This window comes from Bacillus sp. XT-2, from assembly GCF_025696525.1.
GTDB classification, from domain to species: domain Bacteria; phylum Bacillota; class Bacilli; order Bacillales; family Bacillaceae; genus Bacillus; species Bacillus halotolerans.
In genome coordinates this window covers 480,673-495,640 of sequence record NZ_JAHVOC010000002.1, presented here as the reverse complement: position 1 = coordinate 495,640, position 14,968 = coordinate 480,673, and the positions used below count along the sequence as shown (strand labels likewise).

The 14,968-nt window shown below is 44.1% G+C and carries 16 protein-coding genes; 9 read left to right on the top strand and 7 right to left on the bottom strand.

The features are described 5' to 3' along the window. Nucleotides 1-70: 70 nt before the first annotated feature. Genes edmS through pgsB form a run of 4 tightly spaced genes read right to left on the bottom strand, consistent with a single transcriptional unit; the run spans nucleotide 71 to nucleotide 3,059 of the window. Complete coding sequence (gene edmS, locus KXD37_RS08655) at nucleotides 71-238, bottom strand: extrachromosomal elements maintenance protein EdmS (protein WP_010332114.1); 168 nt, start codon at nucleotides 236-238, stop codon at nucleotides 71-73. 14 nt (nucleotides 239-252) lie between these two features. Then, nucleotides 253-1,395 carry a capsular polyglutamate synthetase PgsA gene (gene pgsA, locus KXD37_RS08650; RefSeq protein WP_101861396.1) on the bottom strand — a complete coding sequence of 381 codons (1,143 nt, stop codon included), beginning with the start codon at nucleotides 1,393-1,395 and terminating at the stop codon, nucleotides 253-255. 18 nt (nucleotides 1,396-1,413) lie between these two features. Then, complete coding sequence (gene pgsC / locus KXD37_RS08645) at nucleotides 1,414-1,863, bottom strand: poly-gamma-glutamate biosynthesis protein PgsC (protein ID WP_010332116.1); 450 nt, start codon at nucleotides 1,861-1,863, stop codon at nucleotides 1,414-1,416. A gap of 14 nt (nucleotides 1,864-1,877) precedes the next feature. Further along, a complete protein-coding gene (gene pgsB, locus KXD37_RS08640; protein WP_019715925.1) occupies nucleotides 1,878-3,059 on the bottom strand; it encodes a poly-gamma-glutamate synthase PgsB in 1,182 nt (393 codons plus the stop codon). Nucleotides 3,060-3,857: 798 nt separating this feature from the next. Between pgsB and KXD37_RS08635 the strand changes: the two genes are divergently transcribed. From KXD37_RS08635 to KXD37_RS08600, 8 genes are all read left to right on the top strand, one after another. Beyond that, nucleotides 3,858-4,847 carry a LacI family DNA-binding transcriptional regulator gene (locus KXD37_RS08635; protein WP_106019663.1) on the top strand — a complete coding sequence of 330 codons (990 nt, stop codon included), beginning with the start codon at nucleotides 3,858-3,860 and terminating at the stop codon, nucleotides 4,845-4,847. Then, nucleotides 4,840-5,721, top strand: coding sequence for a ribokinase (gene rbsK / locus KXD37_RS08630; protein WP_151174573.1), 882 nt, complete (start codon nucleotides 4,840-4,842; stop codon nucleotides 5,719-5,721). Before KXD37_RS08635 ends, rbsK begins: the two co-directional genes overlap by 8 nt. Beyond that, nucleotides 5,718-6,113: a D-ribose pyranase gene (gene rbsD, locus KXD37_RS08625; protein ID WP_263463485.1), complete on the top strand. Its 396-nt coding sequence runs from the start codon at nucleotides 5,718-5,720 to the stop codon at nucleotides 6,111-6,113. The genes rbsK and rbsD overlap by 4 nt, the downstream gene beginning before the upstream one ends. Nucleotides 6,114-6,127: 14 nt before the next feature. Then, nucleotides 6,128-7,609, top strand: a complete 1,482-nt coding sequence (locus KXD37_RS08620; protein WP_106019666.1) for a sugar ABC transporter ATP-binding protein — start codon at nucleotides 6,128-6,130, stop codon at nucleotides 7,607-7,609. Between the two features lies 1 nt (nucleotide 7,610). Beyond that, a complete protein-coding gene (rbsC, locus tag KXD37_RS08615) occupies nucleotides 7,611-8,582 on the top strand; it encodes a ribose ABC transporter permease RbsC (protein WP_024123073.1) in 972 nt (323 codons plus the stop codon). An 11-nt stretch (nucleotides 8,583-8,593) separates the two neighbouring features. After that, nucleotides 8,594-9,511 (top strand): ribose ABC transporter substrate-binding protein RbsB, encoded by a 918-nt coding sequence (gene rbsB, locus KXD37_RS08610; RefSeq protein ID WP_106019667.1) that lies wholly within the window; start codon nucleotides 8,594-8,596, stop codon nucleotides 9,509-9,511. Nucleotides 9,512-9,619: 108 nt separating this feature from the next. Beyond that, on the top strand, nucleotides 9,620-10,156 hold the full coding sequence (locus tag KXD37_RS08605) for an SH3 domain-containing protein (RefSeq protein ID WP_095712870.1): 537 nt from the start codon (nucleotides 9,620-9,622) through the stop codon (nucleotides 10,154-10,156). Between the two features lie 165 nt (nucleotides 10,157-10,321). Continuing rightward, complete coding sequence (locus tag KXD37_RS08600) at nucleotides 10,322-10,618, top strand: DUF3892 domain-containing protein (protein WP_024123076.1); 297 nt, start codon at nucleotides 10,322-10,324, stop codon at nucleotides 10,616-10,618. 41 nt (nucleotides 10,619-10,659) lie between these two features. Here KXD37_RS08600 and KXD37_RS08595 read toward each other — a convergent pair whose 3' ends face one another. The 3 genes from KXD37_RS08595 to alsS all read right to left on the bottom strand — a co-directional run bounded on the left by KXD37_RS08595 (nucleotide 10,660) and on the right by alsS (nucleotide 13,828). After that, a complete protein-coding gene (locus KXD37_RS08595) occupies nucleotides 10,660-11,187 on the bottom strand; it encodes an NAD(P)H-dependent oxidoreductase (protein ID WP_044159591.1) in 528 nt (175 codons plus the stop codon). 98 nt (nucleotides 11,188-11,285) lie between these two features. Then, a complete protein-coding gene (gene budA, locus KXD37_RS08590) occupies nucleotides 11,286-12,053 on the bottom strand; it encodes an acetolactate decarboxylase (protein ID WP_024123078.1) in 768 nt (255 codons plus the stop codon). 62 nt (nucleotides 12,054-12,115) lie between these two features. Then, nucleotides 12,116-13,828 carry an acetolactate synthase AlsS gene (gene alsS / locus KXD37_RS08585; protein WP_024123079.1) on the bottom strand — a complete coding sequence of 571 codons (1,713 nt, stop codon included), beginning with the start codon at nucleotides 13,826-13,828 and terminating at the stop codon, nucleotides 12,116-12,118. A 157-nt stretch (nucleotides 13,829-13,985) separates the two neighbouring features. Here alsS and alsR point away from each other — a divergent pair, with 157 nt between their 5' ends. Then, nucleotides 13,986-14,894: an acetoin biosynthesis transcriptional regulator AlsR gene (gene alsR / locus KXD37_RS08580; protein ID WP_059292399.1), complete on the top strand. Its 909-nt coding sequence runs from the start codon at nucleotides 13,986-13,988 to the stop codon at nucleotides 14,892-14,894. Nucleotides 14,895-14,968: the final 74 nt, after the last annotated feature.

Below are 14,968 nucleotides of genomic sequence, written 5' to 3'. Positions count from 1 at the left end.
TATGCTGGCTTTCAAAATGGCAAATAAAAAAAGAGAATGTCTCGTAAGACATTCTCTTTTTTTTTGTGTGTTATTTAGCGGCGTTTGCCGTTTCTTCCTGCTGTTGAATTTTATGAATTTCTGTATCGATTTTCTGCTTTTCCTGATCAGTCAGCTGATCATTGAATTTGAAAGCTGACATAAACATAAACACGACTGCAACGGCAACAAACGGCCAGATGGCTTTGACAAATTTCATCTTATATCACTCCATTATTTAGATTTTAGTTTGTCACTGTGATCGACATCAAAAGTCAGTTTTCCGTCTTCTACTTTCCATGCAAAATTAGAGTCTTTCGTCAGTTCGCGAATAATTGTTTTCTGTTTCAGACTGCCTTTTTTAACCGGGGCAGGTGTCGCTTCATGGATATCAATCGGCGTTACCTCAAAGTGTCCCGTTCCGTTTTTCTTCAAATGATACTGCACCAGCGCACTGTCTCTGGTTCTTGTCCAGCCTTGGTCAAACACAAAGTTCCCCAGACTGTAGAAAATGACGGTCCCGTTATAGACTTCGATCGGTTCAAGGACGTGCGGGTGATGGCCGACGATGATATCGGCACCTGCATCAGACATAGCTCTTGCCAATTGGCGCTGACGGTCATTCGGATCATTATCATACTCTTGTCCCCAGTGTGACTGTACAACTACGACATCAGCATGTTTTTTCGCTTCTGAAATCATAGGGATAAAGACTTCCGGATCTGCGGGAAGCACGCCCGGTGTATTCTTTTTAGCCGCGAAACCTTTGCCGGATACATCCGTGAATCCAAGGGTTGCGATTGTTACCCCATTTACTTCTTGATATGAGATATTCTTTTTCGCATCGCTCAAGCTGTATCCAGCCCCAACGATATCGAGGTTATGGTTCGAAAATTCTTCAAGTGTATCTTTCATGCCCTGTGCGCCGTAATCCATGGCATGGTTATTCGCGCCGTTAAGGACCGTGAAATTCATATCCTTCAGGACTTTTACGGATTCCTTGTTTGTCTGCAGATGAATTTCTTTTTCTGCTTCTTTATAGTTCTTTTTATAAGTTACCGGGTTTTCAAAGTTTCCGGCTACGTAGTCTGATGCTTTAAAGATAGGCTCAACGTATTGAAAAATACTGCTTACCCCTTTTTGTTCCGTTACTCTCTCAACATAGCGCCCCATCATAATATCGCCTACAAATGAGGCTGAAAGAACGTCATCTGAATAGGTTTTAACCTTTGGCGTCTCTGCTTTGCCTGCCCACATAAAAGCAAACATGAGGACAAAAACGATCGGAATCGCGATAAATACGTGCTTATTGGTTTTCTTTTTTTGCTGTTTTGTCAGCTTCAGCAGCTTTTCATGAAAGCTCAGTTCTTTTTTCATCGTTTGACACACCTTACATTAAATTAAGTAGTAAACAAACATGATAGCAAAGGTCGCTCCGCTTAATAGCAGCGTGCTTCCGAACGTAATTGTTAATCCTTGTTTCTGAATGGTATTGGCAATTAAACCTGGCACGATAATGCCGATTCCTCGAAATTCTGCGATTTCAAATGGTACAATCGGGTATAGAAAATCAAAGGCAATTTTCAGGACGATCCCTGTGATCAGCATGGCAGCGAATTTTCTGCGTCCATACAAAATCATAAACTTGGATAAACCGAATTTCACAATGACATAGGTGAGCAAACTGACTAATAATACGAGTAAAATAAAGACCGGCTGATTAAACACAAGTCCTAAATACCCCGGTACAACAAGCCCTGCCGGCACAATCCCTGTTTTTTCCGCAAAAATTAAACTGAGTAGTACACCTAAAATTAGTGCAATGTATAAATCTGATCCGAACATGTCTGCATTTCCTCCTAGCTTACGAGCTGCTTAACCTTATATTCGTGGATTTTTTCAATTAACGGCTCTGCGGCACCATGAATGTTGCCGACGCCATATATGACACGGTTGTGCATTCTTTTCTTTAACAATTCCATAATTTCTTCCGTTGATTTGTACTCTAGATCATGCAGTTTGTCTGCAGGAATTTTACCTTCTTCATAAGCTTTTACGATTGGTTCTGTTGTTTCACCGATTAAGATCAGTTCACTTGCTTCAATATAAGGCAATACGTCATTTGCGAATTGCTGTGTCCGATCCACACGGTCTGCGCGGCAGTTCATAATGATGATCGGATCATCGGTCGGATAACCGATTTCTTTTACACGTTTCCATATATTCAAAGTAGAAGAAGCGTCGTTTGCGGCAAACCCATTAACAAAGTGCCCAGGCTCGCTCGGACTGATCAGCGGAAGAATTCTCATTGCTCCCGGATCTGGCGGCGCATTCAGCATTCCTTTAAACGCTGTTTCTTCATCAATGCCGAGTGCTTGAGCTACACCCAATGCGAGAGAAGCGTTATCAGGGAATACCATATATTCAAATTTACGAAGATATTCATCAGTAATTTTCGAGTTATCAGCAATGATGACTTTTGTGTTTCGCTCTTTGGCTTTTTGTTTAAAGAACTCGGTATATTCACTATCTGTAATGACAAGATGGCCATTATAAGGAATAGTAGCGGTAAACGCTTCTGCAATTTCATCAAGCGTCGGCCCCATGACATCCATATGATCTTCCAGCACGTTTACGATGACACCGATATTAGCTTGAAGAAGTTCTTCCTGAAAGATAATTTGATAGTCCGGATTAACGGCCATACATTCACTGACGAGGGCGTTGGCTCCTCTTTCTACCGTTTCTCTCATGACTTCTTTTTGTTCGCCGATATTCGGTCCCTGAGGTTTCCGTTTAATCGGCTTTTCCTCCGGTGTATCCCAATAGATCATTCTTGCATCCGTTCCTGTCGTTTTTCCGACAGTTTTGTAACCGGCTTCTATTAATATTCCGGTTGTCAGCCTTGTCACAGTGGACTTTCCTCGGATGCCGTTAATATTCACTCGAACAGGGAGGGCATCAATGTTTTTCTGATGTCGCCGTTTTTCTAATATTCCGATGACCAGTATGACAGCACAGGCTATAATGAGTAACCACATTGCTTATCGACATCTCCTTCTATATTGTTGTAAATTCATTCATCAGTATATAGAATCACTATGAATTCTCAATCGGCATTATGTAACATAATCTCCCCTAATCTACTGAGCCAAACTTCTCTTTTGAAAGAGATTTTGTACCTACAAAGTGTTCTCTATTTTTGGAAATCGACAGGACTTACATCTTATCGATTTTTTTAATACTAAAAACGAATGCGCTTTCATTTACCAAATGATTTCCTTCTGGACGTTTAGTCACACCTTGAATGTTCAGTTTAATATGCATTTCAAATCAATCTTTTTTCAGGCCCGGTATATCAGGCTTTTGCTGATACAATGCGTGTTTCCGGTTCTTATGAACATAAAATTATTTCTGCCTGTTTCTTAAGGATAAGGTCATAATGTCATCCTTTCTGCACGGAATAGACAATATTAGGCCCATTCCAAATTGACTAATGGCCCCTGCAATAAAAACGGCAAACAAACAGGTCCAGGTTCTCTAACATAATTAAACATTTTCTGGGCGGATAGTCTAATCTGTTTCACCCTATTTACAGGTCTAAACGCATGACTTTGAAACAATTTTAATAAAACTTAATATTCGTTCATGAAATGTTCATCCAGATTTGTGAAGACTTTGTCAAAAAAAGCGTGAATATCTTTAAATTCTCATATTTATACACCATTTACAGTTCGGTTTGCTATATCGCCATGTTTTATTTTTTTCTTATTGCCAATAAAGGAATGTTCATGATAATCTATCTATGTAAACGGTTACACAAATGAGGAGGAGCTGTGTTGGCTACAATTAAAGATGTCGCGGGAGCCGCGGGCGTCTCAGTTGCAACGGTCTCCCGCGTCCTGAATGACAACGGCTATGTCCATGAAGAAACGAGAACACGTGTGATGGCCGCCATGGAGAAGCTGAACTATTATCCGAACGAAGTCGCCAGGTCTCTTTATAAAAGAGAATCCAGGCTGATCGGGCTTTTGCTTCCGGACATTACAAACCCTTTCTTCCCCCAGCTTGCCCGCGGCGCGGAGGATGAATTGAACCGGGAAGGCTATCGGCTTATTTTCGGCAACAGTGACGAGGAATTAAATAAAGAACTTGAATACCTTCAAACCTTTAAACAAAATCATGTCGCAGGTATTATTGCTGCAACAAATTATCCGCATCTTGAGGAATACAGCGGCATTGATCAGCCAGTCGTTTTCCTGGACAGAACGCCTGAAGGCGCTCCTTCTGTATCCAGTGACGGACATACCGGAGGAAAATTAGCAGCGGAAGCAATTGTTCATGGAAAAAGCAAACACATTACGCTCCTGAAGGGCCCTGCTCACCTGCCGACTGCCCAAGACCGCTTTCACGGCGCTTTAGAGGTATTACAGCAGGCGGGTGTTGATTTTCAGATCATCGAGACGGCGTCCTTTTCTTTTAAGGATGCACAGGCACTGGCAAAGGAGCTGTTTGTCTTATATCCTGAGACAGACGGGGTAATTGCCAGTAATGACATTCAAGCAGCGGCTGTTTTGCATGAAGCTTTGCGGCGCGGGAAAAAAGTGCCCGGGGATATTCAAATTATCGGCTACGATGATATTCCCCAAAGCGAGCTGCTGTTTCCGCCGCTGTCAACGATTAAACAGCCGGCATATGACATGGGTAAAGAAGCGGCTAAACTTCTTTTGAGCATCATAAAAAAACAGCCTCTCGCAGAAACGGCGATTCAAATGCCCGTCATGTATATAAGAAGAAACACGACAAGAAAGGAAGAAAACGATGCGTAATATTTGTGTAATTGGAAGCTGTTCTATGGATTTGGTGGTCACCTCAGACAAACGCCCAAACGCGGGCGAAACCGTACTGGGTACTTCATTTCAAACTGTGCCGGGCGGTAAAGGTGCGAATCAGGCTGTTGCCGCCGCCAGACTCGGCGCCAATGTTTTTATGATTGGCAAGGTTGGTGACGATCATTATGGAACAGCCATCATGAATAATTTAAAAGCAAACGGTGTTCGCACCGACTATATGGAACCGGTTACACATAAAGAAAGCGGCACCGCCCACATCGTGCTTGCCGAAGGTGATAACAGTATTGTCGTCGTTAAAGGTGCGAATGATGAGATCACCCCACCTTATGCGATAGACGCTCTTGAAAAGCTTGAAAATATCGATATGGTTCTGATTCAGCAGGAAATCCCGGAAGAAACGGTTGATGAAGTGTGCAGATACTGCCATTCTCACGACATCCCGATCATGCTTAACCCGGCACCGGCCCGCCCGCTGAAGCAGGAAACCATTGACCATGCCACCTATCTTACGCCGAATGAACATGAGGCGGCGATCTTATTTCCGGAGCTGACGGTTTCTGCAGCATTGGCGCTTTATCCGGCGAAGCTCTTTATCACTGAAGGCAAACAAGGCGTGCGCTATTCATCCGGCAGCAAAGAGCGGATCATCCCTTCCTTTCCTGTTGAGCCTGTCGATACAACCGGGGCGGGTGATACGTTTAACGCGGCTCTTGCAGTGGCCATGGCGGAGGGAAAAGATATTGAAGCTGCATTACGGTTCGCAAACCGCGCCGCCTCCCTATCTGTATGTTCTTTCGGCGCTCAAGGCGGAATGCCGTCCAGAAAAGAAGTAGAGGAGCTGCTGTCATGAAAAAACACGGTTTACTGAACAGTCATCTTGCCAAGCTATTGGCTGACCTTGGCCATACTGACAAAATTGTTATCGCTGATGCAGGGCTGCCCGTTCCTGACGGCGTGCTGAAAATTGATCTCTCACTGAAGCCGGGTTTCCCGGCTTTCCGGGATGTAACCGCAGTGCTGGCAGATGAAATGGCGGTTGAAAAAGTAATTGTCGCATCCGAAATAAAGGTATCCAATCCAGAAAATGCGAGTTTTATAGAAACCCTTTTTTCTGAAGAGGCAGTTGACTGCCTTCCCCACGAGGAATTTAAGGAGCTGACTAAAGAAGCTAAAGCTATCATACGAACAGGAGAATTCACACCATACGCCAACTGCATCCTGCAGGCGGGTGTGCTTTTCTAGAAAGGAGGACCGATATGCAAATCGAAATGAATGACATTCATAAAGCATTCGGAAAAAACCAGGTGCTTTCAGGTGTGTCCTTTCAGCTCAAGCCCGGCGAAGTTCACGCACTGATGGGAGAAAACGGCGCCGGCAAGTCCACCCTGATGAACATCCTGACTGGTCTGCACAAACTGGACAAAGGACGGATCACCATAAATGGTAACGAGACGTATTTCTCCAACCCAAAGGAAGCCGAGCAGCACGGAATCGCCTTCATCCATCAGGAACTGAATATCTGGCCGGACATGTCCGTACTTGAGAATCTATTTATCGGAAAAGAAATGTCAACGAAATTTGGTATTTTACAAACCGGAAAAATGAAAGCGCTAGCAAAGGAACAATTTGATAAACTATCCGTCTCTCTTTCACTTGATCAAGAAGCGGGTGAATGCTCCGTCGGACAGCAGCAGATGATTGAAATCGCAAAAGCGCTCATGACAAATGCCGAGGTGATCATTATGGATGAACCTACCGCGGCTTTGACTGAACGGGAAATCAGCAAGCTGTTTGACGTCATTACGGCTTTAAAAAAGAACGGTGTTTCCATTGTATACATTTCACATCGAATGGAAGAAATTTTTACGATTTGCGACAGAATCACCATCATGCGTGACGGAAAAACCGTTGATACAACAAACATTTCAGAAACAAATTTTGACGAGGTCGTGAAAAAAATGGTCGGACGTGAGTTGACGGAACGGTATCCTAAACGCGTCCCTTCACTCGGAGACAAAATATTTGAGGTGAAAAACGCCTCCTCAAAAGGAAGCTTTGAAGATATCAGCTTTTATGTCCGTTCCGGTGAAATTGTCGGCGTTTCCGGTTTAATGGGAGCCGGACGAACCGAAATGATGAGAGGACTGTTCGGCATTGACCGGCTCGATTCGGGTGAGATTTGGATTGCAGGAAAAAAGACTGCTATTAAAAATCCGTATGATGCTATGAAAAAAGGGCTCGGTTTTATTACGGAAAACCGCAAGGATGAAGGACTGCTGCTCGACACATCTATTCGGGAAAATATTGCGCTGCCCAATTTGGCCAGTTTTTCTCCAAAGGGCATCATTGATCACAAGCGGGAAGCAGAGTTTGTAGACCTTCTCATAAAACGCCTGACCATCAAAACGGCTTCACCAGAAACGCACGCGCGCCATTTGTCTGGCGGCAACCAGCAAAAGGTCGTGATTGCCAAGTGGATTGGCATCGGCCCAAAAGTGCTCATATTGGATGAGCCGACAAGAGGCGTGGATGTGGGCGCGAAACGGGAAATCTATACGCTGATGAATGAGCTCACTGAACGCGGTGTCGGCATCATTATGGTGTCATCAGAGCTGCCGGAAATACTCGGGATGAGTGACAGAATCATCGTCGTCCATGAAGGCAGAATCAGCGGAGACATCGAAGCGCGTGAAGCGACACAAGAACGAATTATGACACTTGCCACGGGAGGGCGGTAACATGAAAACGGAACAACTGAAGCAAACAAAACAAAAACAGATTCACTTCGATGGCGTCATGCAGAAGCTCGGCCCGTTTCTCGGTTTATTTATTCTCGTTATGATCGTATCGATTTTAAACCCGAGCTTCCTGGAGCCTTTGAATATTTTAAACCTGCTTCGGCAGGTGGCAATTAACGGATTGATCGCATTCGGCATGACCTTCGTTATTTTAACTGGCGGCATTGATCTTTCTGTCGGGGCTATTCTCGCCCTGTCCAGCGCCTTAGTCGCGGGTATGATTGTATCTGGTGTCGACCCGATTCTCGCCGTCATCATAGGCTGTCTGATCGGCGCTCTTCTAGGGATGATCAACGGACTGTTAATCACAAAAGGGAAAATGGCCCCTTTTATCGCGACGCTTGCGACCATGACTGTCTTCCGCGGACTTACTCTTGTGTATACAGACGGAAACCCGATCACAGGGCTTGGCACTAACTATGCCTTTCAGCTGTTCGGCCGCGGTTATTTCTTAGGAATTCCAGTACCTGCAATTACAATGGTTCTCGCCTTTGTTATCCTTTGGGTGCTGCTTCACAAAACGCCGTTCGGGCGCCGGACATACGCAATTGGCGGCAATGAAAAAGCGGCACTCATCTCAGGCATAAAAGTCACACGTGTAAAAGTCATGATTTATGCTTTAGCCGGTCTATTATCCGCCCTTGCCGGCGCGATTTTGACTTCCCGTCTCCACTCAGCACAGCCGACAGCTGGAGAATCATATGAACTGGATGCCATCGCGGCGGTTGTCTTAGGCGGAACGAGTCTTTCCGGGGGCCGCGGGCGCATTGTCGGAACGTTAATCGGGGTGCTGATTATCGGCACACTCAATAACGGACTCAACCTGCTTGGCGTCTCATCATTTTATCAGCTGGTTGTTAAAGGGATTGTCATTTTAATCGCGGTATTATTAGACCGCAAAAAGTCAGCATAGGAGGGTTTTACATGAAAAAGGCTGTATCCGTCATTTTGGCGCTGTCACTGTTTGTATTGAGCGCCTGTTCGCTTGAGCCTCCCCAATGGGCGAAGCCGTCAAACTCAGATAATAAAAAGGAATTTACCATCGGCTTGTCGATCTCAACGCTTAACAATCCCTTTTTTGTTTCTTTAAAAAAGGGAATTGAAAAAGAAGCGGAAAAGCGTGGAATGAAGGTCATCATCGTCGATGCACAAAATGATTCCTCCAAGCAGACAAGTGATGTGGAGGACTTAATTCAGCAAGGCGTTGATGCCCTGTTAATCAATCCAACTGATTCTTCGGCTATTTCAACGGCAGTAGAGTCTGCAAATTCGATTGGTGTGCCTGTCGTCTCCATCGACCGGTCAGCTGAACAAGGCAAAGTAGAAACCCTCGTGGCTTCAGACAATGTAAAAGGCGGAGAAATGGCCGCAGAGTTCATCGCAGACAAGCTTGGAAAAGGTGCTAAGGTGGCGGAGCTTGAAGGCGTTCCGGGTGCCTCCGCTACACGGGAACGCGGTTCAGGCTTTCACAAAATCGCAGATCAAAAGCTGGACGTTGTCACAAAACAATCAGCTGACTTTGACCGCACTAAAGGCCTGACTGTCATGGAAAACCTGCTCCAAGGACACCCGGATATCCAAGCGGTTTTCGCTCATAATGATGAAATGGCGCTTGGAGCTCTCGAAGCGATTAACAGCTCCGGCAAAGATATTTTAGTCGTCGGTTTTGACGGAAATAAGGATGCGATTTCTTCGATTAAAAACGGTAAGCTCTCAGCCACTGTCGCTCAGCAGCCTGAATTGATCGGTAAACTGGCAACGGAAGCAGCGAATCAGATTTTACATGGAAAGAAAGTAAAGAAAACAATATCAGCGCCTCTGAAACTGGAAACGAAAAAATAATGCAAAGGATCAGATCTTTATCTGATCCTTTTTTATGTTTAGCAACCGGCCAAAACGTGAAAGGAATAATAGAAATGATTATTTCTCTTATGTGAGGAGAGGAACGCAATGAACAAACCCACGAAAGTACTGTCTACACTTGCACTTGCAGCCGGAATAACTGCGGCTTCTGCAGGCGGCGCAAACACAATTCATGCACAACAGCCAGAAACAAACGTAAGCATTGATGATTTATACAGCTATCCGATTGATTCCTACTTGGTTTCAGCAGAGGCTCTGAATGTCAGAACAAAGGCCTCCGCTTCAAGCGCTAAAGCCGACACCCTTCATCTGGGCGACAGCTTAAAGCTCATTTCGTTTTCAAACGCTGATTGGGCAAAGGTTCATTACAAAAACGGAAAGACAGGCTTTGTCTCTACTCATTACATTGTAAAGGCAGCGACAACGGTAAAAACCAAAACAAAGACGAAAGCATATACATCCGCTGAAGGAAAAAGCATCAAGACACTCCCGGCTAACACAAGCGTATCTTTTTTAGGCTGGAGTAAAACAAAAAAAGGCGGCTTTGACTTTGATTGGGTCTATGTAGATTACGGCGGTAAGACAGGTTATATCAAAACAAAGGACCTGCAAATGACAAAATAACCGAAAGGGATTCCGTTTACAGAACGGAATCCCTTTTTTCTTCGCTAATTATGGATTGAATTGTCGCATTCAAAATATTTCTCAGGAAATATTGTCGTATGCCGTGTCGAAATCTATACATGATCAACAGCATTTTTGTTTACGTTAAAGGATGGAGGTGGAAAAATGGATCAATTTGAAGCTGCATATGAATCGTATAAATCCAAACAAACAAATATCGATCAGCCAGTTGATACGTCCGGAAAAGAAGAAATTATCGCGGTCAGAAGAAATGAGGAAGACAATATTATCGCGGTGAAAACGAACACAGGAAGAGAACTGGACTATCCCACTGCGCTATCAGAAGCAAAAGCGGGAAAGATCGCTCACGTTGATGTATTTCATAAATACGGACGTGACATTTTAAGAAGTGAACCAGACGGCATAAAGGATAATAACCTATCTGAATTACCCGATTTTTAATAGAGAAAGCCCTGTCCCATTCCGGACAGGGCGTTTCTTTTTTAAGAAAAAGGCTGCTGGATATAATCAGCTAACCGTTTTGCACTGATCGCAATATCCTCAGCATTGGCGTATTTCACGCCATAAAACACATATGGCGGGAGATATGTCATGCCAATCAGATTGCTTGTCGCCTGAAACGGCTTCAGGAGCTCACTGATCGAATAATGATTCCCTCCGCCCGCCTGATACTTTTCCGCTTCGCTTCCTGTGGAAACAGCCAGCATCAGCTCTTTGCCATGCAGAGCTTTCCCTTCTGACCCGAAGGCCCAGCCGTATGTCAGCACAAGATCCTGCCATTTTTTAAGAAGCGGCGGTGAGCTGTACCAATAAAGCGGGAATTGGAAAACAATCCGATCGTATTGCTCGCATAGCTGCTGCTCTTTGGCAACATCAATGGCTTCATCCGGATATTCCTTATAAAGCTCCCGTACAGTGATATTGTCATGTTTACTTAATTCCTCTGCCCACGCCTTATTGACGACTGAGGTTTCCATTTGAGGATGAACAGCCAAAACCAGTATTTTCAATGAGACCCACACCTTTATCATTTTAATGTTATTTTAACTAAAATCAGGTAAAGTGCCAAATAAAAAGCAAGCCCTGCACATGTGCGGGCTTGCTTTTTTTATTCTGGGCTTCCTTCAGTCGTTTCGATATCTTTGGCGAAATCCGGGTTATCCAGATTGGCATTAAAGAAATCTGGTGTATTTGGAAGTCTGAGATTCATGTTCATTTTTTGAGAAATCGTAACCGTGCAATCCTCAAGCACATAATCAAAGACGTGTCCGCCTGAATTTCGTCCTTCGTCAATGAAGTGCAGGTGATAGCCAGAAACGGCGATTCCGTTCGCATAAGCAGGAGTCAAGAAACCAACGATTGTGCCTCTGATGTTGTCGAAGTTGAAAATCGGCTGTGTTTTAACCGCTTCAATCATTGGCACATATGGTTTTTCTTGCAGTTCTACCGTTCTTGTCTGCACTTTTTTAAACAATCCGTCAATACGGATGGCATAAAATAGGTTTTTACTTGGCAGAATGCTGTTGATTTCTTTTTCAAATTCTTCACGTGTCATTTTCGCATCAATTTTGTGCGTCATATCCGGTGTAAAGAACGTAAATGAGCAAAACGGAGAGCGGTCTCCGCTTTGCACAGGTGTCGCAGTGCCGTCGGAACGAAGACGGTAAAATTCGCCGTCAAATCCAATCAGCTCTCCATCAAGCTTGTTAAAAGTCCCGATACCGAAGTCTCCGTATTTCGGAATATCTGACAGTTCAAAATCGCCGTCATATACTCCGTCTAAAAGAGAAGTCATTGTTGATACTTGATAAATTTGGCTAACGGGCTGTTCTTTTTTGCCGCGGCTCAGCATTTGAATGTTGCTTTCTTGTTTCATATTCCCTTCACTCCTTTAGTAATGTGCTGTTCTTCGAAAACAGTGTCTTGGTGCGCAGAGTGCTAGAGAGCTTTTGTTTTCATCAGTTCTCCAAATTCTTTTGGGAGCTTGTCACTCGCTAAATTAACGTTATCACTGTAGTCAACTGGGACATCAATGATAACAGGGCCTTCAGCATTCATGGCTTGACGCAGAACATCTTCCAGCTGGTCTGGTGATTCGACACGCAAACCGGTTGCCCCGAAGCTTTCCGCATATTTCACGATATCGATGTTTCCGAACTCGACTGCAGATGTACGATTGTATTTTTTCAATTGCTGGAATGCAACCATGTCATATGTGCTGTCGTTCCATACAAGGTGTACAATTGGAGCTTTTAAGCGCACCGCTGTCTCTAACTCCATTGCCGAGAATAAGAAACCGCCGTCACCAGAGACAGAAACGACTTTTTCTCCCGGTTTCACCAATGAAGCACCGATTGCCCACGGAAGCGCAACACCAAGTGTTTGCATACCGTTACTGATCATTAATGTTAACGGCTCATAGCTGCGGAAATAACGGGACATCCAAATCGCGTGTGAACCGATATCGCATGTCACTGTGACGTTATCATCGACTGCATTTCGTAATGCTTTAACGATTTCAAGAGGATGCAGTCTGTCTGATTTCCAATCTGCAGGCACCTGCTCTCCCTCATGCATATATTCTTTTAGATCAGAAAGGATTTTTTGCTCACGTTCCGCAAAATCCACTTTTACAGCATCATGTTCGATATGATCCAAAGTAGATGGGATATCCCCGATCAATTCAAGCTCAGGCTGGTAAGCATGATCAATGTCAGCCAGAATCTCATCCAGATGGATAATCGTCCGGTCTCCATTGACATTCCAGAATTTCGGATCGTATTCAATTGGGTCATAGCCGATTGTCAGAACAACATCAGCCTGCTCAAGCAGCAGATCGCCCGGCTGGTTGCGGAATAAACCGATACGGCCGAAATATTGATCCTCTAACTCTCTTGTAAGAGTCCCGGCAGCCTGATATGTTTCTACGAATGGAAGCTGAACCTTTTTCAAAAGCTTGCGAACCGCTTTAATCGCTTCAGGTCTTCCGCCTTTCATTCCGACTAAAACAACAGGAAGTTTTGCTGTTTGGATTTTTGCGATAGCCGCACTGATTGCATCATCTGGTGCAGGGCCAAGTTTTGGCGCTGCCACTGCACGCACGTTTTTGGTGTTTGTGACTTCATTCACAACATCTTGCGGAAAGCTCACAAAAGCGGCCCCAGCCTGACCTGCTGACGCTGCTCTAAATGCATTTGTAACAGCTTCCGGTATGTTTTTTACGTCTTGAACCTCTACACTGTATTTTGTAATCGACTGAAATAACGCCGCATTATCCAATGATTGATGAGTCCGTTTTAAACGATCGGCACGGATAACATTCCCAGCAAGCGCAACGACAGGGTCACCTTCAGTGTTTGCAGTCAGCAGTCCCGTTGCCAGGTTAGAAGCACCCGGTCCTGATGTGACTAAAACGACTCCCGGTTTTCCAGTTAAACGGCCTACAGCCTGCGCCATAAATGCCGCATTTTGTTCATGCCGTGCAACAATGATCTCAGGCCCTTTATCTTGTAAAGCGTCAAATACCGCATCAATTTTTGCACCTGGAATGCCAAATACATGTGTGACACCTTGCTCCACTAAGCAATCAACAACAAGCTCCGCCCCTCTGTTTTTCACAAGGGATTTTTGTTCTTTTGTTGCTTTTGTCAACACCCTCACTCCTTATTATGCATTTTAAACATAAAAATTTAAATAAATCTTGTGATACGTTTCACTATACACTCTTTGGAAATTGACCTCCAATATCAATTCGACTTATGATTAATATGTATTACGAATTATTAACCTAAGAAAGGAATGCATATTGATGGAGCTTCGCCACCTTCAATACTTTATCGCAGTTGCCGAAGAGCTTCATTTCGGGAAAGCTGCGCTTCGGCTGAACATGACACAGCCTCCTCTCAGCCAGCAGATCAAACAGCTGGAGAAAGAAGTCGGGGTGACGCTTCTGAAGAGGACAAAACGATTTGTGGAGCTAACCGCAGCCGGAGAAATATTTTTAAATCACTGCCGCACGGCTTTGATGCAAATTGATCAAGCGATTGAATTGGCACAGCGGACGGCTCGCGGCGAGCACGGCCATCTCGTTATCGGTTTTGTCGGATCAGCTACATATGAATTTCTGCCGCCGATTGTCCGGGAATATCGTAAAAAATTCCCATCAGTAAAAATAGAATTACGTGAAATATCCTCGTTTAGGCAGCAAGAGGAGCTGCTAAAGGGCAACATTGATATTGGTATACTTCATCCTCCTTTACAGCACACAGCATTGCATACTGAAATCGCCCAAAGCAGCCCTTGTGTTTTAGCTTTGCCTAAACAACATCCGTTAACATCTAAGGAAGCCATTACAATTGAAGATTTGAGAGATGAACCGATTATTACTGTAGCCAAGGAAGCATGGCCTACTTTATACGTTGATTTCATCCAATTTTGTGAGCAGGCTGGCTTTAAGCCAAACATTGTACAAGAAGCGACTGAATATCAAATGGTCATTGGATTAGTCAGCGCCGGCATCGGGATTACATTTGTACCTTCCTCAGCTAAAAAATTATTTAACTTGGATGTGACTTATCGAACAATAGATAAAATACAGCTGAATGCCGAATGGGTTATCGCCTATCGCAAAGACAATCAAAATCCGCTTTTGAAGCAATTTATTAATATTTCAAATTGTCAGCAGTTAAGAACTAAAGAGAGTGATGCAAGTACCTGAAATGATACTTGCAAACTCTTTTTTCTTTTGGGATTCTCATGGAATTTTAATTAATATAATATAATCGCTTAGTA

Coding starts and splice junctions, on each gene's coding strand:
- alsR (WP_059292399.1), top strand. CDS start 13,986: ATGGAGCTTCGCCACCTTCAATACTTTATCGCAGTTGCCGAAGAGCTT.
- rbsC (WP_024123073.1), top strand. CDS start 7,611: ATGAAAACGGAACAACTGAAGCAAACAAAACAAAAACAGATTCACTTC.
- KXD37_RS08605 (WP_095712870.1), top strand. CDS start 9,620: ATGAACAAACCCACGAAAGTACTGTCTACACTTGCACTTGCAGCCGGA.
- KXD37_RS08600 (WP_024123076.1), top strand. CDS start 10,322: ATGGATCAATTTGAAGCTGCATATGAATCGTATAAATCCAAACAAACA.
- rbsB (WP_106019667.1), top strand. CDS start 8,594: ATGAAAAAGGCTGTATCCGTCATTTTGGCGCTGTCACTGTTTGTATTG.
- pgsB (WP_019715925.1), bottom strand. CDS start 3,059: ATGTGGTTACTCATTATAGCCTGTGCTGTCATACTGGTCATCGGAATA.
- edmS (WP_010332114.1), bottom strand. CDS start 238: ATGAAATTTGTCAAAGCCATCTGGCCGTTTGTTGCCGTTGCAGTCGTG.
- rbsK (WP_151174573.1), top strand. CDS start 4,840: ATGCGTAATATTTGTGTAATTGGAAGCTGTTCTATGGATTTGGTGGTC.
- pgsC (WP_010332116.1), bottom strand. CDS start 1,863: ATGTTCGGATCAGATTTATACATTGCACTAATTTTAGGTGTACTACTC.
- pgsA (WP_101861396.1), bottom strand. CDS start 1,395: ATGAAAAAAGAACTGAGCTTTCATGAAAAGCTGCTGAAGCTGACAAAA.
- rbsD (WP_263463485.1), top strand. CDS start 5,718: ATGAAAAAACACGGTTTACTGAACAGTCATCTTGCCAAGCTATTGGCT.
- KXD37_RS08620 (WP_106019666.1), top strand. CDS start 6,128: ATGCAAATCGAAATGAATGACATTCATAAAGCATTCGGAAAAAACCAG.
- budA (WP_024123078.1), bottom strand. CDS start 12,053: ATGAAACAAGAAAGCAACATTCAAATGCTGAGCCGCGGCAAAAAAGAA.